We start from the raw sequence: 18862 nt of genomic DNA, 5'->3' as shown, positions 1-18862 counted from the left end.
TCCACCTATTTTATAATCTATAAATAAAATAAAAAAAGATAGAGCTATCTGCTCTATCTTTTATTCCGCCTCTACAAGCCCTTCATCAAATGGCGCAAGAGAATAATTCCCTTTTTCCACTTGAATCGTTTTTTCTTTCACATCAACTTCCGATAGACGAATTAATGATACAAAATTATTAATTAGTCGTTCTTCAATATCTGTGGATTCTACTAATACACCAATACCAACAACATTAGCCTTGAACTCTTCTAACATACTCATCATACCTTGAATTGTTCCGCCAGCTTTCATGAAGTCATCAATAATTAAAACATTCGACCCTTCTGGAAGACTGCGTTTTGCTAACGTCATTGTTTGAATTCGTTTAGAAGAACCCGACACATAGTTAATACTAACAGTCGGACCTTCTGTTACCTTATTATCTTTCCTTGCAATTACAACTGGTACATCTAAGTAATTTGCCACTGCATAAGCAAGTGGAATCCCTTTCGTTGCCACCGTCATAACTGCATCAATTGGTTGCCTAGCAAAAACAGAAGCAAACAAACGACCTGCGCCATTAATATGGCGAGGATTACTCAATAAATCTGTCATGTATAAGTAACCGCCAGGCAAAATGCGATCTGGGTTTTCAAATAAGCCACAAAGCTCATCAATAATTAGATCTGCCTCTTCTTCACTTATATACGGTATATATTTCACTCCTCCTGCTGCTCCTGGTATCGTTTGCAATGTGCCGACCCCTTGTTGTTCAAACGTTTGCTTAATAATAACTAAATCTTCACTAATGGAAGACTTAGCCGATTGATACCTTTCAGCAAAAAAAGTGAGAGATACTAGCTGACGAGGGTTTTGTAGCAAGTAATAAGTCATATCGACTAACCTTGTACTTCTTCTAATTTTCATACTCTCACCTCAAATCACGAATATTCTAAACAAATCATAACGTATTATACGTCTTTATTCAAGCGTTTCTCGCTCTCCTAATAAACGTACCGCATAGACTTGTTCACAAAATCCTTTTAATCCGTTATAAATGCGATGCATTCGTGAATCATGGTGTACAAGTCCGAATACAGTTGGACCACTTCCACTCATTAATACAGCATCCGCTCCAAATCGCTTCATCTGTGATTTAATACGGGCAACTTCAGGATGCATTCCAAATGTTACATCTTCTAAAACGTTACCAACAGTATCACAAATTCCTTTATAATCACCAGAATTTATGACATCAACCATTTTATCTACATTTGGATGTGTAACTCGATTTAACTTTAAATTTCCATACACATCAGCAGTAGATACACCTATATGTGGTTTCGCTAAAATAACCCAACAAGAAGGCGGAGTCTTTATATGCTCAATTTTCTCTCCTCTTCCAGTGGCAATTGCTGTGCCTCCGTATACACAGAACGATACATCTGATCCAATTTCTGCGCCAAGCTCTGCTAACTCATCAATTGTAAGCCCTAAATTCCATAATTTATTAAGACCACGTAATGTCGCTGCTGCATCACTACTTCCACCTGCTAATCCAGCTGCTACTGGAATCGTTTTTTCAATAGTAATAGATACACCTTTTTTTACATTAAACTTCTCTTTTAATAATTTCGCTGCCTGATAAGCTAAATTTCGTTGGTCGTCTGGGACATACCGATTATGGGATAAAATTTCAATACGGTCTTCTGCTAATTCCGTTAGTTCTAGACGATCTGCTAAATCAATGGTTGTCATAATCATTTTCACTTCATGATATCCGTCTTGTCTTTTTCCCAGTACATCTAACGACAGATTAATCTTTGCTGGTGCTTTCACTAGTAGCTTCAATCTATTCACCCACTCTATGTACTCAATCTTTTATCGTTTATTTTACCATAAATTTATAGTAAGACGATGACACTTCCCTAATTATAACGAAAAGCATTCAGAATGAAACTACTTATGTAAAATGATGGCACCTTTTAGAGTACAAAAAGCCGAGGAATGTCTCCTCGGCTACCGTAGCATAGAAAGTATCTTACAACTACTGGTTTCGTTTCATTAATTGCTGTTCTGCAATTTCTATAGCACGTTTCACCATGTTACCAGCATCTTTCGCACGAATTCCGCCCCATCCTTCTTTCTGAACAACATCATAAAAGCCAAGCTCTTTTGCTAGCTCTTCTTTAAATTGGTTTGACATGACACCTCTTCGTCTACTCAATGCAGAGTCCCTCCTTATTTTGCTACGGTATAGTTAGTATGCAAAATAATATAGCTTTTCATTTATGGGAATATATGTAATGATATACGGATTATAAAATGACCTCATTATGAGGGTCTCCATAAAATGTTAACTCTACTGTCTCTGTTAAAACATCTGCATAACTATAAGATACACGTTGCAACGCATCTTCTTGTTGATCCAATTGTACAACAAAAACGGAACGGTATGTTTCTGCTAGTACACCTGATTGCTCCACAGTTTTTCTTCTTCCACTATTTGCTTTTAACATAAGTCGTTGTCCAAGATGGTGATCTAATTCGCTTTTAATTTCATCTAAACGTTTTGACATATACTTCGCTACACCTCGCTGTAATTTAGATTGAACACTTAAAGCACGATATATCTATCCTAATTATTAACCGCGATTCACAGCTAATATCATCCTGCGTTTGAATAGATAGAAGAAATACTATATTGTAAAAGTATCATTACGTAGTCTGTACGTTCTTACCTCTTTTTATCCAAATTCATTTAAATCCTTCCATACAAAAAAGCAAGATACATATGTATCCTGCTTACTCTTCGTAATGTTGAAAAGGTAATCCCGTTCGTAAAATCCCTCTCGTTTCAATTCCACCTAGTCCCTTTTCACCAGTAATTGTATTACGTACGACATCCCATACATTGACTCTCTCCATAAATGAAGTAAAACTAATTTTACCAACTACATATACAGGATCTAGTGCATGAATATTAATTCTAGATGGTGAACTAGCGAAATTGGCCCCTGCACGAATTAGTGCCTCAAAATGTGATTGACATGCCCCAGCAAAAATAACAAGTTGATCCAGTGATGGATATTTTTTTCGCACTTCACGAACAGCCTGTACAAAATGCCTTGAATGCCTATATGCCGCTAAATCTCCCTTCACTCCTTTTGATTTTGTATATGCATCATGCCCTGTAATAACGAGAATGTCTGGGCGAAAGTGATCTATTAAGTCTACTACTTTTTCATGCATCTCCGTTTCTTTACAATGAATACCTTGAACAGGAACGCCAATTTTGTTATATAAGTCTAAGCACTTGCGCAAATATAAAGGGTCTCCATCTATATGCAATACACGTCCCGGCATTTGAAAATAATTCACCTCACTTGTGTATCCACCAGTTGAAGTATGTTCATGCCTTTGTTTCATCAGTACATAATCTTGTTGAAACAAACGATACGTGCGCTCCATTGTTTCTTTCTCACGCTTCACCCTTTTTTTATGTTCTCTTTGATCTATACTAATTAAATCTTCAAGTGGCGCATCCGCCACCAGTCTAATTTCCTCTCCAAACAATATAGCTATCTCACCTTTTATTTCTATAATACGAAAAAGAATATCCCTCTTATGAGAATATCGTTCCACTAATTCTCCAACATGTAAAACCATTCTCCTACCTCCAAACTCATTAGGCCATCTTACCTGTTTTTAAAGTATGAATTTAGAGAGAGAAAGGTGACAAAAGGGACAGTTCAAGTTGAACTGTCCCTTTCATATTCTTATGATAATTTATGAAGAACTAATGCATTACTTAATGTTGCAAACTCTTCAATAGATAGCGTTTCGCCTCTTCGCTTTGGATCAATTCCTACTTCTGTTAAAATTCGATCCAATAACTCCTTATCTTTCGGGAAACCATTTAAATTATTTGATAAATTATTCATTAAAGTTTTACGGCGCTGTGCGAAACTTGCTCGTACTACTTCAAAGAAGAACGTTTCATCTGTCACCTCTACAACCGGTTTAGGACGCTTTAGAAGGCGGATAATTGCAGAATCAACGTTTGGCTGTGGTACAAACACTGTACGCGGTACAGTCATAACTGTTTCAACCTCTGTATAATACTGAATGGCAATCGATAAAGAACCATACTCTTTCGTTCCAGGTTTAGCAGCTAAACGATCTCCAACTTCTTTTTGCATCATAACAACAAATCCACGAACTGGTAACTTTTCTTCAAGCAATTTAAATAAAATTGGCGTTGTAATATAGTATGGTAAGTTAGCTACTACCATTACATCTTGCCCTTCTTCAAATTGCTCATTAAATACTTCATGTACATCTGCTTTTAGTACGTCTTTATTAATAACTGTAACGTTACCATATGGCGCTAACGTCTCATCTAAAATTGGTAATAGTCTTTGATCAATTTCAAAAGCCACTACTTTTTTAGCACGCTTTGCTAATTGCTCTGTTAATGCACCAATACCTGGTCCAATTTCAATTGCACCACTTTCTGAACCAATTTCTGCATGATCGACAATACGATTTAATACATTTGTATCAATTAAAAAGTTTTGTCCTAAACTTTTTTTGAATGAAAATCCATACTTTTCAACAATGTCTTTTGTACGATTTGGCGTTGCGATATCCTTCATCTTTTTTCCTCCTGTATTACTTGCTTATAAGCTTCTGCAAATGATTCCTTTGAAACTTGAAACATCTGTAATCGTTTATGTAACTGTTTTGCATTTGTATAACCAATCTTTAATAGCTTACCCATTCTTTCTCTGCGGCTCTTTGCCATTTCTCCGCCCACTAAGCCTGCATCGACTAAATCACTCCAACTAATTTCACTTGTGTAAGCTTCCATTTCTTCATGTATATTCTCTAGAGCGCGGCGAATCGACTCATTAGAAGCGTGTTCGATTCCAACACCCTTTTTCCTTTTAGCAAGCGCTTCTTCCTTCGGTAAAAAGGCATGCTTACAGCCAGGAACCTTGTCAGAAATAATTTTTCGAATACGCTCTCCAGGATAATCCGGATCTGTGAAAATAATAACTCCCCTTTTTTGCTGCGCTAATTTAACTTGCTCAATAACATGATCACCGATTGCTGAACCGTTCGTTTCAATTGTATCCGCATCAACAGCACGCTTAATCGCAACTGTATCATCTTTACCTTCTACAACGATAATCTCTTTTATTTTCATGCTTGCCTCCACACTCATTTCGTCTCTACTTAGTAAAACAAAAAAATGACGACTTTTCCATTATTATTTTCCCCATTCTTATATTTTAAAAAATAGAATAGAAAAATCTTTGTTCTCTGTCCTTATTGTAACACTTCATCATTCACATTTATTTTCTTCATCACTTCTACTAGTTTTTCTCAAAATAAAAAAGAACAGGTTTCCCCATTCTTTTTTATTCAACACCAAATAAAGCTTTTGCATTTTTAGTTGTCATTTCTGCTACTTCCTCATAAGAAATTCCTTTTAAATTCGCAATTTCTTCTGCTACGAGTTTTACATAACTCGGTTCATTTCGTTTCCCTCGAAATGGATGCGGTGTTAAATACGGACAATCCGTCTCTATTAACAATTTCTCTAATGGAATCTCCGTAGCAACCTCTTTCGGCTTCTTAGCGTTTTTAAATGTAACTGGTCCACCTAACGAAATTAAAAAGTTCATATCAACACATCGCTCTGCTACCTCTACGCTGCCGCTAAAGCAATGCATAATGCCTCCTACTTCAGCTGCATTCTCTTCTTCTAGAATATCAACAATATCTTGAGTTGCATCGCGGTTATGTATAATAATCGGCAATTTTACTTTTTTCGCTAATGCAATTTGTTTACGGAATACTTCTTTCTGTATTTCTTTTGGAGACTTATCCCAGTGATAATCTAAGCCCATTTCTCCAAGTGCAACGACTTTAGGATGAGAAGCAAGTTCTTCTAACCAAGCTAAATGTTCTTCTGTCATGTCGATTGCATCAACTGGGTGCCACCCAACCGCAGCGTAAATAAAATCATAGGCTTCAGCTAATTCCATCGCCTTTTTTATAGTTACTTCATCAAAACCAACAACAACTGTATAAGTAACTCCCGCTTCTTTCATTCGGGCAATAACCTCTTGCAAATCTCCTTCGAATTGCTCTGCATTCAAATGTGAATGTGTATCAAACAACATAATACATAACTCCTTTTATATTGAAATCAAGTTTATTCTACAAAAATAAGTTCTTTAATAACTTAACGATAACAATACTACAATCTTAATGCAAAAATAGAGAGTGTAAAAAGAAAAAAGACGCTTCACACATGTTACACGTGAAACATCTCTTTTCTTGTCTTAATTACTTGATTTTTGTACCATTTGGTAGATTTTGGTCGATTGATGCTAATGACAATACGCCATTCTCTTCACCCGCTAAAATCATACCTTGCGATAATTCACCGCGTAATTTTACAGGTTTTAAGTTTGTTACACAAATAACCTTTTTACCTTTTAAGTCTTCCGGCGAATAGAATTTTGCAATTCCAGAAACAACTTGACGCTTTTCTGTACCTAAGTCTAGTTGAATTTTTAACAGCTTATCTGCTTTTTTCACAGGTTCAGCAGATAGTACTTCAGCTACGCGTAATTCTACTTTAAAGAAATCATCAATTGTAATTTCTTCTGCCTTCGGTTCTTCTTCTTTTTTCTCTTCTACTTTAGGAGCAGAGCTTTTCATTTGTTCTTTAATGTACTCTACTTCCACTTCCATTTCTAAACGAGGGAAAATTGGGTTTCCTTTTTCTACTTTTGTTCCAGCTGGAATGCAGCCAATTGTAGAGAGACTTTCCCAAGATTTATGAGCTTCATCAGTAAGGCCAAGCTGAGCAAACATCTTGCTTGGTGCTACTGTTAAGAATGGCATAAGCATAATACCTGTTTGACGAAGTACTTCTGCTAAATGAGCCATTACAGAGGCTAACTTTTCACGATCATTCTCATCTTTTGCTAATACCCATGGTTGTGTTTCATCAATATATTTATTCGTACGACTAACTAGTTGCCAAATAGATCCTAACGCTACAGAGAACTCCATATTCTCCATTGCTTCTTCTACTTTTTTCAAAGTATCTTGTGCAAACGCTACTAACGTTTCATCAAATTCCGTCACATTTGCTTTAAATGCAGGGATTTCTCCGTTAAAGTACTTATCAATCATAGCTACTGTACGATTTAATAAATTACCTAAGTCATTTGCTAAGTCGAAATTAATACGCTCCACAAATCCTTCTGGTGTAAATACGCCATCAGATCCAAATGGAACTTCACGAAGTAGGTAATAACGTAATGCATCTAATCCGTAACGATCGATTAATGTAACTGGATCTACTACGTTTCCTTTTGACTTACTCATCTTTCCATCCTTCATTAAAATCCAGCCATGAGCAAAGACTTTCTTCGGAAGAGGTAAATCTAATGCCATTAAAATTATCGGCCAATAAATTGTATGGAAACGAACAATTTCTTTCCCAACTAAATGCACATCTGCAGGCCAGAATTTTTTATATTTCTCTTCATTTGCTGTTCCATAACCTAACGCCGTAATATAGTTAGATAATGCGTCAACCCATACATAAATAACGTGTTTTGGGTTACCAGGAACACGAACTCCCCAGTCAAATGAAGTACGAGAAACTGCTAAATCTTCTAATCCTGGTTTAATAAAATTATTAATCATTTCATTTTTACGAGACTCCGGCTGAATGAAATGTGGATTATCTTCATAGAACTTTAATAGTCTGTCGACATATTTACCCATTCTAAAGAAATAAGATTCTTCACGAACAAGTTCTACATCATGACCACTATCTGGGCTTTTTCCTCCAACTACTTTGTCGCCTTCCATAATTGGATCTACTAATTGATGCTCTGTATAGAACGTCTCATCTTGTACAGAATACCAACCTTCATATTCATCAAGATAAATGTCACCTTGATCTACTAATTGTTTAAAGATTTTTTCGACAACATCTTTATGACGATCTTCAGTTGTACGAATAAAATCATCATAAGAAATATCCATCTTCTCCCAAAGCTCTTTAATTCCTGCAACAATGTTATCAACATATGCCTGTGGCGTAATATTTAACTCTTCTGCTTTCTTTTGGATCTTCTGTCCATGCTCATCAGTTCCTGTTAAATAATGCACATTATAACCTTGCATACGCTTATATCGTGCCATCGCATCTCCTGCTACTGTCGTATAAGCATGTCCAATGTGTAATTTTCCACTTGGATAATAAATTGGGGTAGTAATATAAAAGGACTTATTTTCCTCTGTCATTGTTTTGGACCTCCCGAATAACCTCATATGTATTTATAAACAGTATATCAAAAACTCATATATAAAGTGAAACTTTAATCAGTAGGGTTTTTGTTCCTCCCCACTAATTATTAGCCCACGTTAATTGGGCTTTTACGAGCAGCCCAAATCTAACTTATCTTCTTTACGCCAACCTAATTTTCAATTTAGGTCTTAATGCTCGATATCTTTATCATCTATTGCTCATATTTCAAAAAAATATACAATATCCACTTTGAATTTATTATTTTTTCAGAAAATAATGTAAATAATTGTGGAATTTCCTCTCAATCTATTATATATAAGAAATAAGAAATCTATAAATCTTTTTAAAAAATATAGAATTTAAGAATTGACGGAAATGTAAATGATTGGTATCATATGTCCATAGGGTATTTTGTCGAAAAATGACGAATCTAAAAATAGACTCGAAACTTATAAACTATTTATTTAGGAGGAAAAAAATTATGAAATCTACTGGTATTGTTCGTAAAGTTGATGAATTAGGTCGTGTAGTAATTCCAATCGAATTACGCCGTACTTTAGGTATTGCAGAAAAGGACGCTCTTGAAATCTATGTTGATGACGAAAAAATCATCTTAAAGAAATATAAACCAAACATGACTTGCCAAGTAACTGGTGAAGTATCTGACGGTAACCTTTCTTTAGCTGAAGGTAAAATCATCTTAAGCAAAGAAGGCGCTGAGCAAATCTTAAACGAACTTCAAGATTATATCGAAACAGCAAAATAAGCTTCTCAATTATGAGAAGCTTATTTTTTATCGACATGATAGATTTGATATACATCTCTTTTCGACAAATCTCGATCTTTAGCGACTGTTTTAATCGCTTCTTTTGAATTCATACTTTTTTCATTTATATAATATTCAATATGATCATATACCGAAAGAGATTCCCACCATTGTTCTTCTGGAGCAGGTTCTTCTGTTGAACCAGCTACTAAAATACAAAATTCACCACGTACTTCATTTTGCTTCGTCCACTCAATTGCTTCTTCGATTGTTCCTCGAATAAATTCCTCAAATTTTTTCGTTAACTCTCGACATAATACAATCTCTCTATTTCCCAACACTTCCTGCATCGAAATTAAAGTATCATCTAAACGATGAGGTGCTTCATAAAACATCATTGTAGTTTGTACATAACGAAGCTTTTCTAACTCCATCTTCCGTTCCTTTTTGTTTCTCTGCAAGAAACCATAGAAATAAAACTGCTTTGTTTCAAGACCGGATGCAATTAATGCTGTAAGGGCTGCATTTGCTCCAGGAAGCGGAATTACATGATATTGCTCAGCTACTGCCTCAACGACAATATCGTAACCTGGATCAGAAATACACGGCATACCAGCGTCACTAACAAGTGCTACATTCTTTCCATCCTCTAATTTCTCTAATAGTTTCTTCCCACTTACTTCTTTATTGTGCTCATGATAACTCGTGACAGGTGTTTCAATTTCAAAATAATTACAAAGTTTTTTCGTTTGTCTCGTATCTTCAGCAGCAATTAAATCAACTTCTTTTAAAATTCGGATTGCACGAAATGTCATATCTTCTAGATTTCCAATAGGAGTTGGTACTAAATATAAAACTCCCTTTTCATTTTGTTGAAAGCTTTTTTGTTGCCACATAGCGTTCTCCTTTTTGCATATATGCCTCTTTTTGTTTTCTCGTTAATTGCTTAAAGTAATACTCCGCTTGCATAGCTGTACGCTTATCATCGTGGGTCTCTACATATTTTAAAACGACAGGAAGCCTGACGCGTGTATACTTAGCCCCTTTGCCGCTATTATGAGTCTGAATTCTCTTTTCTATATGGTTTGTATATCCAGCATAATAACTTCCATCAGAGCACTCTACCACATAAAAAAAGTGCTTATTCTTCTCCATATAAAATTGAACGTAGCTCCTTTGTATATTCGTTATTGTTCTCATATACAACGAGAGGCGGTAAAATTTTCAAATCTGCATTTCCATCCTTAATTCCTTCAATTAACAATGTATTTGCTTCTTTTCCAACCTTAGGATAAACAAATTGCACACGCTTTGGTTCAATTTTATATTTACGCATTAATGTGACAATGTCTAGTAATCGCCCTGGACGATGTACAAACGCTACTTTCCCACCTTGTTTTACTAACTGACTACTTGCAGATACAACATCTTCTAATGTACACATAATTTCATGACGAGCTATCGCTAAATGTTCATTCATATTTTTCTCTGAAGTTTGAGGTGTTTGAAAATATGGTGGATTACATGTAACAACATCATATTGATGACGCCCAAGTTTCTCTGGCATATCTTTCAAATCTCCATGTATGAGGTGAATTCTTTCTTCCAACCCATTGTATTGAACACTTCTTACTCCCATATCATATAAGCGTTCTTGAATTTCCACACCAGTAATATTTCCTTTTGTTCTTGTACTTAATAGAAGGGGAACAACCGCGTTACCTGTACACAAATCAAGTAAATTCCCCTTTTGAATTGGTACCCATGCAAAATCTGCAAGTAAAACGGCATCTAAAGAAAAATTAAATACTGATGGGCTTTGTATAATCTTCATGTCTTGTGCTAATAAGTAATCTAAACGTTCATCTTCATATAAATTCATATACTGCTCCTTTTCTTACCCTTAACCTACCCTATTTCATGTATAAAAAATTACCTTTCCAATTATAATTGGAAAGGTAATTTCACTTTTTATTTAAGAATGAAAGACAGAACAAACAATCTCCCTCTTTACGTACACTTCCATAATGTAGATTGCAAATATGAAAACCTTCTTGATATAGTCTCGCTAAATTGTCATAGCCTTCACCAATATCTGTTTTCGGCTTCACTTCTTTACGTTTTTGAGTTTTTTGTTTTTCTTTATTCTGCACTTCTTCAAAACGGTGTCGCAAATTGTTATTTTCCATTTTTATATGTTGGTTTTCTTCCAACAACTCTGCAAGATGCTGTTTTAACTCTCCCAACTGTTTATATAAATGTCCAATTTGCTCTTCCATACTAGAAACCGATTCAAAAATATCTTTTTTCTCCACAAGCACCCACCTCATTAATCTGTGGTTTGACTCGAAACGACCCCTTTATTCACTAACTCATCTAACGTATATTCTACTATCCGTTCCTTGTCTACTAGTTCCACTTGAATTAATCTTTCTAAAATATTTAATCCGATAACACGGCCAGTACCATGCGGGGTTTGTATACGTTGATCTAAATCAGGAAGTTGTTCCTTTGCTGCCTCATATTCATCATTCTCATATTTTAAGCAACACATTAAGCGACCACATAAACCAGAGATTTTTGCAGGATTTAATGATAAATTTTGATCCTTTGCCATTTTAATGGATACAGGTTCAAAATCCCCTAAAAAAGTAGAACAACAAAGCATACGACCACATGGACCAATACCACCTAGCATCTTCGCTTCATCACGAACACCAATTTGTCTTAGTTCAATTCTTGTTCTAAAAATTGCGGCTAAGTCCTTCACTAGTTCGCGGAAATCGATCCGACCATCCGCAGTAAAATAGAAAATAATCTTATTACGATCGAATGTATACTCTACATCTACAAGTTTCATATCAAGATTATGCTCTACTACCTTTTGTTGACAAACTTGATATGCTTCTTTGGCAGCATGTTTGTTCTCTTCAACAATGGTACGATCATTTTCATTTGCAATACGAATAACCTTTTTTAGCGGTAATACAACGTCGTTTTCATCAACTTGTTTTTTGGTAATAACTACTTTTCCGTATTCAATACCTCTTACCGTTTCTACAATGACAAACTCATTTTCAGAGATATCGAACTGGTTTGGATCAAAGTAATATACCTTTCCGGCCTTCTTAAAGCGAACACCTACTACATCATACAAAACGGTCATCCCTCCTGCAACCGCAACACTAACTGTTCGAACACAAGCTGCGCATTTACATTAGCGTTGATTCTATTTTTTGCCTCTAATATATTAAAGAGAGCTGATACAATGCGCTTCTGAGCATAGGAAAACGATTCAAACATCTCTTTCTGCTCATGAAAAACAAGACGATCTTCTTCTCCAAGTTGAACATATAATAAATCCTTATAAATAAGGAGTAACATATCTAAACCTTGCTGTAATTGTTCTTTCTCTCCAAAGTGTTTTCCCCATTTTTCTTGTACAAAAAAAATAGAGGTTTTATCTTTTTCGAGCGCTTCACATAATTTTATCACTAAAGCTCGTGCTTGTGCAAACCATTCATCACTACATAAAGCTAAAGCTTCATCAAAACTATTTGTAAGTTGAGCAGCAAGTGTCGATAAAGATGCTGTAATCCCTTCATCCTGTAATCTTCTAATTAAAGATTCCGTAGGTAACGGTCTAAACGTAACAACTTGGCAGCGAGATAAAATCGTATTTAAAATTTGATGACTTTGTTCAGTAAGTAAAATAGCAGTTGTATCACTACTTGGTTCTTCTAAAAATTTCAAAAGTGTATTTGCCGCATTTGCTGTCATACGATCTGCGTGCTCAATAATATATATTTTTTTATTTGCCTCTAATCCTGTTTTGGAAAACTCTTCTTGTAAATCATGAATTTGCTGCTTCTTAATAGATAATCCGTCTGGTTTTACAATATGTAAGTTAGGGTGGTTACCTGAATCAATTCGCTTACAGTTTGTACATACATGGCAGGGCTCTACTCCATTCCGCTCAGAACAGAGGAAACTCTTTGCCATTTGAATTGCTGTCGCAAACTTTCCTGTCCCTTTCCCTCCCTCTAACAAGTAAGCGTGGGATATACGCTCTTTTGCAATGCTATTCATCAACATTTTTACACCGATGGGTTGTATAGCAGAAAGCTGCTCCCACGTCTTCGTCATAATGCATACCTCACTTATTTCATTCTTTCCTTCTATTATAACAATTTATCTTCTATAATCTGAACAACTTCTTCTATAAGTTTTTCCATCGGTTGATCAGCATTTACCAATACAATACGATCCGAGAAACGTTCTACAACTTGTAAATACCCTTCGCGCACACGTTTATGGAAAGAGATATCTTCCATATCTAGTCGATTTACTTCACGTCCTGCATCTTTTTCAATCCGAGCCAAACCAACCTCAGGCTCAATGTCTAGATAAATTGTTAAACTAGGCATACAGTCCTCTGTTGCGAAACGATTTATTTCAAATACCTTATCCATACCCAATCCTCTTGCATAGCCTTGGTATGCTAAAGAGCTATCTATAAAACGATCACATAACACGAGGTAGTTCTCATTAAGTGCTGGCATAACTTTTTCTACTAAATGTTGTCTGCGCGCAGCAGCATAAAGAAGCGCTTCTGTACGTGCTTCCATCATCGTATATTCTTGTTTATGTAAAATCGTCCTAATGTCCTCAGAAATTGCAATACCGCCTGGTTCCCTTGTCGCCATTACCTTTTGTGCTTTTTGTTCAAAATATGGCAATAAGCTTTTAATTAACGTTGTTTTACCTGAACCTTCTGGGCCCTCAATTGTTACAAATAATCCCTTCATCCTAAAACCTACTTTCTATATCATACACTTTCATATATTTCGTATTACCTTGAAAACGAGCTCCTGCTCTTTCTAAATACATAATTTGCTCTTTATGCTCTGAAGTAATTCTCTCTCCATACATAATTAATGGAATTCCAGGTGGATACGGAATCACCATTTCCGCCGCTATCATTCCAACAGCATCTTCTATAGATACTATCTTTGTTTCATATCCGTCTAGTTGTTTATACGTATACGGTAAAAGAGAGAATTCACCATTATAAGTATAACGAATAGATTCCCTCTTGTCTTTCACCTCATAATGTTGCAATGCTACTCGGATCATCTCTATAACCTTCATATATCCCTCATTTACTTGTAAGGGTAAAATAAATAGGACATTGTACGGATCAGCCATCTCTGTATATATACCGACCTTTTCAAATACAGACTGTAATTCGTACCCTGATAACTGACAACGAGTTTGTACGGTGACCTTTAACTCATCTTGCAACGGATATTCTAAAATGGCGATTTGGGGAATAGAACGTAATTGTTCCTTAAATCTTCGTAAAAACTCAACAATTTCACTGTGACCTTCTTCTTTTATACGCGCCATTGTAAAGCGTGCTATATCCAAGGAAGCCATAATTGGATACGATGGACTACTAGATTGTAGCATACTTAAATAAGTAGTAACCTTATCTTCGTCTACTAAATGACTATTTATATGTAAATAGGAACCCATTGTCATTGCGGGTAATGTTTTATGTGCAGAATGAACTACAATATCTGCACCATATGTTAATGCTGACTTCGGAAATGGTTCTCCCAAACATAGATGTGCCCCATGTGCCTCATCTACCAAAACAGGGATTTTATGTGCATGTGCAAAAGCGATGCTTGCCTCTAAATCCATCCCCATACCATAATAATTAGGATGCGTTAAAATAAGTGCTTTCGCATTTGGATACTTTCTAATTGCGTTCTTAATAATTTCATTACGAACTCCCACTGGTACGTTGTAAGCTTCATCAATCCATGGATCTAAAAAAATGGGATTTGCTCCCGCAAGTTTTAAACCATTAATAATTGATTTATGACAATTTCTTTGTACAAGAACAATATCATGTTCCCCGCAACAAGACAAAATCATTGCTAAGTTCCCGACTGTTGAACCATTAATTAAAAAATAACTTCTCTTTGTATTATAAACTTCAGCCAATAATTGTTGTGCCTCATCTATACATTCAAACGGACTATGCAAATCATCTAGTCCTGCTAATTCAGTTACATCAATAGATAGAATACCTTTAAACTCTCTTATTGCCTCCTGAGGGAAGTTTAAACCATTCTTATGACCAGGAACATGAAAGGATAACGGCCCTCTTTCTTTAAACTCTATTAACGCCTCATATAAAGGCATACGATTTTGATTCATCTACATCTCTTCCTTATTATTCATTCTCTATCTATTATACAGAACAAAAAAAATAATAGGCATATGCCTATTTAAAAATATGATACTTCTAATTTTCGAAGCTGCTTTAAATAATATATATATTTCGGATCATCTGTCTCTGTATTCACAATATCCTTTTCACATTCATGGCATATTAAATTATTATAAACATATATACCTTCTTTTCTTTTTGTCTCACAAACAATACAAACTTCACTTTGTAATGTCATAATCTTCCCTCCCTATTTAAGTGAACCTATTTTATACTTCTAATCCTTAACAATTTACAGAAAAATATACACCCATCTTTTATATAATATGATTAACTCTTGGGCAACGTGTTTGTATTTCCATTACTTCTTTCCCATTCTTTTTAACAATACAAAAAAACACAAGTCAAATGACTTGTGTTTTTAGTTGCTTGGCGACGTCCTACTCTCACAGGGACAAGGTCCCAACTACCATCGGTGCTAGAGAGCTTAACTTCCGTGTTCGGTATGGGAACGGGTGTGACCTCTCTGCCATCATCACCAAACTATGAAGGCATATTCCTTCAAAACTAGATAACATTTGCTACATATTATATGGTTAAGTCCTCGATCTATTAGTATTCGTCAGCTCCACATGTCACCATGCTTCCACCTCGAACCTATCAACCTGATCATCTTTCAGGGATCTTACTAGCTTACGCTATGGGAAATCTCATCTTGAGGGGGGCTTCATGCTTAGATGCTTTCAGCACTTATCCCTTCCGCACATAGCTACCCAGCTATGCCCTTGGCAGAACAACTGGTACACCAGCGGTGCGTCCATCCCGGTCCTCTCGTACTAAGGACAGCTCCTCTCAAATTTCCTACGCCCACGACGGATAGGGACCGAACTGTCTCACGACGTTCTGAACCCAGCTCGCGTACCGCTTTAATGGGCGAACAGCCCAACCCTTGGGACCGACTACAGCCCCAGGATGCGATGAGCCGACATCGAGGTGCCAAACCTCCCCGTCGATGTGGACTCTTGGGGGAGATAAGCCTGTTATCCCCGGGGTAGCTTTTATCCGTTGAGCGATGGCCCTTCCATGCGGAACCACCGGATCACTAAGCCCGACTTTCGTCCCTGCTCGACTTGTAGGTCTCGCAGTCAAGCTCCCTTATGCCTTTGCACTCTACGAATGATTTCCAACCATTCTGAGGGAACCTTTGGGCGCCTCCGTTACACTTTAGGAGGCGACCGCCCCAGTCAAACTGCCCACCTGACACTGTCTCCCGGGTCGATAAGACCCGTAGGTTAGAATTTCAATACAGTCAGGGCGGTATCCCACCAGCGCCTCCACCGAAGCTAGCGCTCCGGTTTCAATGGCTCCCGCCTATCCTGTACAAACTGTACCAAAATTCAATATCAGGCTACAGTAAAGCTCCACGGGGTCTTTCCGTCCTGTCGCGGGTAACCTGCATCTTCACAGGTACTATAATTTCACCGAGTCTCTGGTTGAGACAGTGCCCAAATCGTTACACCTTTCGTGCGGGTCGGAACTTACCCGACAAGGAATTTCGCTACCTTAGGACCGTTATAGTTACGGCCGCCGTTTACTGGGGCTTCAGTTCAGAGCTTCGCTTACGCTAACCCCTCTCCTTAACCTTCCAGCACCGGGCAGGTGTCACCCCCTATACTTCGCCTTACGGCTTCGCAGAGAGCTGTGTTTTTGCTAAACAGTCGCTTGGGCCTATTCACTGCGGCTTTCCGTTAAGAAAGCACCCCTTCTCCCGAAGTTACGGGGTCATTTTGCCGAGTTCCTTAACCAGAGTTCTCTCGCACACCTTAGGATTCTCTCCTCGCCTACCTGTGTCGGTTTGCGGTACAGGCACCTTTTATCTCGCTAGAAGCTTTTCTTGGCAGCGGGGAATCAAAGACTTCGCTCCATAAGGAGCTTCCCCATCACAGCTCAGCCTTCACGATAAGCGGATTTGCCTACTTATCAGCCTAACTGCTTGGACGTGCACAACCAATCGCACGCTTCTTCTATCCTTCTGCGTCCCTCCATTGCTCAAACGATAAAGAGGTGGTACAGGAATATCAACCTGTTGTCCATCGCCTACGCCTGTCGGCCTCGGCTTAGGTCCTGACTAACCCTGAGCGGACGAGCCTTCCTCAGGAAACCTTAGGCATTCGGTGGACGGGATTCTCACCCGTCTTTCGCTACTCATACCGGCATTCTCACTTCTAAGCACTCCACCAGTCCTTCCGGTCTGACTTCACTGTCCTTAGAACGCTCCCCTACCACTGATACCATTGGTATCAATCCGCAGCTTCGGTGGTGTATTTAGCCCCGGTACATTTTCGGCGCAGAGTCACTCGACTAGTGAGCTATTACGCACTCTTTAAATGGTGGCTGCTTCTAAGCCAACATCCTAGTTGTCTAAGCAACTCCACATCCTTTTCCACTTAATACACACTTTGGGACCTTAGCTGGCGGTCTGGGCTGTTTCCCTTTTGACTACGGATCTTATCACTCGCAGTCTGACTCCTAAGGATAAGTCATTGGCATTCGGAGTTTGACTGAATTCGGTAATCCGATGAGGACCCCTAGTCCAATCAGTGCTCTACCTCCAAGACTCTTACACTTAAGGCTAGCCCTAAAGCTATTTCGGGGAGAACCAGCTATCTCCAGGTTCGATTGGAATTTCTCCGCTACCCACACCTCATCCCCGCACTTTTCAACGTGCGTGGGTTCGGGCCTCCATTCAGTGTTACCTGAACTTCACCCTGGACATGGGTAGATCACCTGGTTTCGGGTCTACGACCACGTACTAAACGCCCTATTCAGACTCGCTTTCGCTGCGGCTCCGCCTCTTCAGCTTAACCTCGCACGGGATCGTAACTCGCCGGTTCATTCTACAAAAGGCACGCCATCACCCGTTAACGGGCTCTGACTATTTGTAGGCACACGGTTTCAGGATCTCTTTCACTCCCCTTCCGGGGTGCTTTTCACCTTTCCCTCACGGTACTGGTTCACTATCGATCACTAGGGAGTATTTAGCCTTGGGAGATGGTCCTCCCAGATTCCGACGGAATTTCACGTGTTCCGCCGTACTCAGGATACATTCAAGAGAGAACGAAGTTTCGACTACGGGGTTGTTACCCTCTACGACGGACCTTTCCAGGTCGCTTCGTCTACCTCGTTCCTTTGTAACTCCGTATAGAATGTCCTACAACCCCAAGAGGCAAGCCTCTTGGTTTGGGCTATGTTCCGTTTCGCTCGCCGCTACTCAGGAAATCGCATTTGCTTTCTCTTCCTCCAGGTACTTAGATGTTTCAGTTCCCTGGGTCTGTCTTCCTTACCCTATGTATTCAGATAAGGATACCATACCATTACGTATGGTGGGTTTCCCCATTCGGAAATCTTCGGATCAAAGCTTACTTACAGCTCCCCGAAGCATATCGGCGTTAGTCCCGTCCTTCATCGACTCCTAGTGTCAAGGCATCCACCGTGCGCCCTTTCTAACTTAACCAAACTAAAA

The 18862-nt window shown here is 38.0% G+C and carries 19 protein-coding genes and 2 rRNA genes; 1 reads left to right on the top strand and 20 read right to left on the bottom strand.

Annotated elements, in window-relative coordinates; genetic code table 11:
* Positions 1–60 precede the first annotated feature (60 nt).
* The 9 genes from purR to metG all read right to left on the bottom strand — a co-directional run bounded on the left by purR (position 61) and on the right by metG (position 8325).
* The gene (gene purR, locus V6946_RS00245; protein ID WP_000702466.1) at positions 61–909 is read right to left on the bottom strand and encodes a pur operon repressor; all 849 of its coding nucleotides are present in this window, start codon (positions 907–909) and stop codon (positions 61–63) included.
* 54 nt (positions 910–963) lie between these two features.
* Positions 964–1833 (bottom strand): 4-(cytidine 5'-diphospho)-2-C-methyl-D-erythritol kinase, encoded by an 870-nt coding sequence (gene ispE, locus V6946_RS00240; RefSeq protein ID WP_000772104.1) that lies wholly within the window; start codon positions 1831–1833, stop codon positions 964–966.
* 196 nt (positions 1834–2029) lie between these two features.
* Entirely contained in the window at positions 2030–2209 is a 180-nt protein-coding gene (gene sspF / locus V6946_RS00235; RefSeq protein WP_002094215.1) for an acid-soluble spore protein SspF, read from the bottom strand.
* A 91-nt stretch (positions 2210–2300) separates the two neighbouring features.
* Positions 2301–2561 (bottom strand): biofilm formation stimulator Veg, encoded by a 261-nt coding sequence (veg, locus tag V6946_RS00230; protein ID WP_000044347.1) that lies wholly within the window; start codon positions 2559–2561, stop codon positions 2301–2303.
* 226 nt (positions 2562–2787) lie between these two features.
* The gene (gene yabG / locus V6946_RS00225; RefSeq protein WP_000242868.1) at positions 2788–3651 is read right to left on the bottom strand and encodes a sporulation peptidase YabG; all 864 of its coding nucleotides are present in this window, start codon (positions 3649–3651) and stop codon (positions 2788–2790) included.
* A 110-nt stretch (positions 3652–3761) separates the two neighbouring features.
* Positions 3762–4640 carry a 16S rRNA (adenine(1518)-N(6)/adenine(1519)-N(6))-dimethyltransferase RsmA gene (gene rsmA / locus V6946_RS00220; RefSeq protein WP_000651548.1) on the bottom strand — a complete coding sequence of 293 codons (879 nt, stop codon included), beginning with the start codon at positions 4638–4640 and terminating at the stop codon, positions 3762–3764.
* On the bottom strand, positions 4637–5194 hold the full coding sequence (gene rnmV, locus V6946_RS00215) for a ribonuclease M5 (protein ID WP_000692836.1): 558 nt from the start codon (positions 5192–5194) through the stop codon (positions 4637–4639). Before rnmV ends, rsmA begins: the two co-directional genes overlap by 4 nt.
* A gap of 214 nt (positions 5195–5408) precedes the next feature.
* Positions 5409–6176: a TatD family hydrolase gene (locus V6946_RS00210; RefSeq protein ID WP_006915843.1), complete on the bottom strand. Its 768-nt coding sequence runs from the start codon at positions 6174–6176 to the stop codon at positions 5409–5411.
* 166 nt (positions 6177–6342) lie between these two features.
* Positions 6343–8325 (bottom strand): methionine--tRNA ligase, encoded by a 1983-nt coding sequence (metG, locus tag V6946_RS00205; RefSeq protein ID WP_000134132.1) that lies wholly within the window; start codon positions 8323–8325, stop codon positions 6343–6345.
* Positions 8326–8810: 485 nt separating this feature from the next.
* Here metG and V6946_RS00200 point away from each other — a divergent pair, with 485 nt between their 5' ends.
* Positions 8811–9095, top strand: coding sequence for an AbrB/MazE/SpoVT family DNA-binding domain-containing protein (locus V6946_RS00200; RefSeq protein WP_000843036.1), 285 nt, complete (start codon positions 8811–8813; stop codon positions 9093–9095).
* 20 nt (positions 9096–9115) lie between these two features.
* On the opposite strand, the gene rsmI is transcribed toward V6946_RS00200, so the two are convergent.
* The 11 genes from rsmI to V6946_RS00145 form a co-directional block, all read right to left on the bottom strand.
* Positions 9116–9991 carry a 16S rRNA (cytidine(1402)-2'-O)-methyltransferase gene (rsmI, locus tag V6946_RS00195; protein WP_000267821.1) on the bottom strand — a complete coding sequence of 292 codons (876 nt, stop codon included), beginning with the start codon at positions 9989–9991 and terminating at the stop codon, positions 9116–9118.
* Positions 9960–10250, bottom strand: a complete 291-nt coding sequence (locus V6946_RS00190; RefSeq protein WP_000414350.1) for a GIY-YIG nuclease family protein — start codon at positions 10248–10250, stop codon at positions 9960–9962. Before V6946_RS00190 ends, rsmI begins: the two co-directional genes overlap by 32 nt.
* Complete coding sequence (locus V6946_RS00185) at positions 10237–10977, bottom strand: tRNA1(Val) (adenine(37)-N6)-methyltransferase (RefSeq protein WP_001055366.1); 741 nt, start codon at positions 10975–10977, stop codon at positions 10237–10239. The genes V6946_RS00190 and V6946_RS00185 overlap by 14 nt, the downstream gene beginning before the upstream one ends.
* A gap of 82 nt (positions 10978–11059) precedes the next feature.
* Positions 11060–11410 carry a DNA replication initiation control protein YabA gene (gene yabA, locus V6946_RS00180; RefSeq protein ID WP_000412063.1) on the bottom strand — a complete coding sequence of 117 codons (351 nt, stop codon included), beginning with the start codon at positions 11408–11410 and terminating at the stop codon, positions 11060–11062.
* A gap of 14 nt (positions 11411–11424) precedes the next feature.
* On the bottom strand, positions 11425–12252 hold the full coding sequence (locus tag V6946_RS00175; RefSeq protein WP_000272429.1) for a stage 0 sporulation family protein: 828 nt from the start codon (positions 12250–12252) through the stop codon (positions 11425–11427).
* Between the two features lie 5 nt (positions 12253–12257).
* Positions 12258–13241, bottom strand: a complete 984-nt coding sequence (gene holB, locus V6946_RS00170; protein ID WP_000169561.1) for a DNA polymerase III subunit delta' — start codon at positions 13239–13241, stop codon at positions 12258–12260.
* A gap of 35 nt (positions 13242–13276) precedes the next feature.
* Positions 13277–13903, bottom strand: coding sequence for a dTMP kinase (tmk, locus tag V6946_RS00165; protein WP_000677218.1), 627 nt, complete (start codon positions 13901–13903; stop codon positions 13277–13279).
* A 1-nt stretch (position 13904) separates the two neighbouring features.
* Positions 13905–15326: an aminotransferase class I/II-fold pyridoxal phosphate-dependent enzyme gene (locus V6946_RS00160; protein WP_006920522.1), complete on the bottom strand. Its 1422-nt coding sequence runs from the start codon at positions 15324–15326 to the stop codon at positions 13905–13907.
* Between the two features lie 71 nt (positions 15327–15397).
* Entirely contained in the window at positions 15398–15577 is a 180-nt protein-coding gene (locus V6946_RS00155) for a sigma factor G inhibitor Gin (protein ID WP_366982302.1), read from the bottom strand.
* A 189-nt stretch (positions 15578–15766) separates the two neighbouring features.
* Positions 15767–15882: ribosomal RNA gene (rrf, locus tag V6946_RS00150) — 5S ribosomal RNA — on the bottom strand.
* Between the two features lie 49 nt (positions 15883–15931).
* A 23S ribosomal RNA gene (locus tag V6946_RS00145) occupies positions 15932–18853 on the bottom strand.
* Between the last annotated feature and the right edge of the window lie 9 nt (positions 18854–18862).

The sequence above is a fragment of the Bacillus sp. PPSBB_2 genome (genome assembly GCF_045291115.1).
In the GTDB taxonomy this organism is placed as follows: Bacteria; Bacillota; Bacilli; order Bacillales; family Bacillaceae_G; genus Bacillus_A; species Bacillus_A cereus.
The sequence above is the reverse complement of the archived record's forward strand: the minus strand, read 5'-3'. Positions and strand labels throughout refer to the sequence as shown.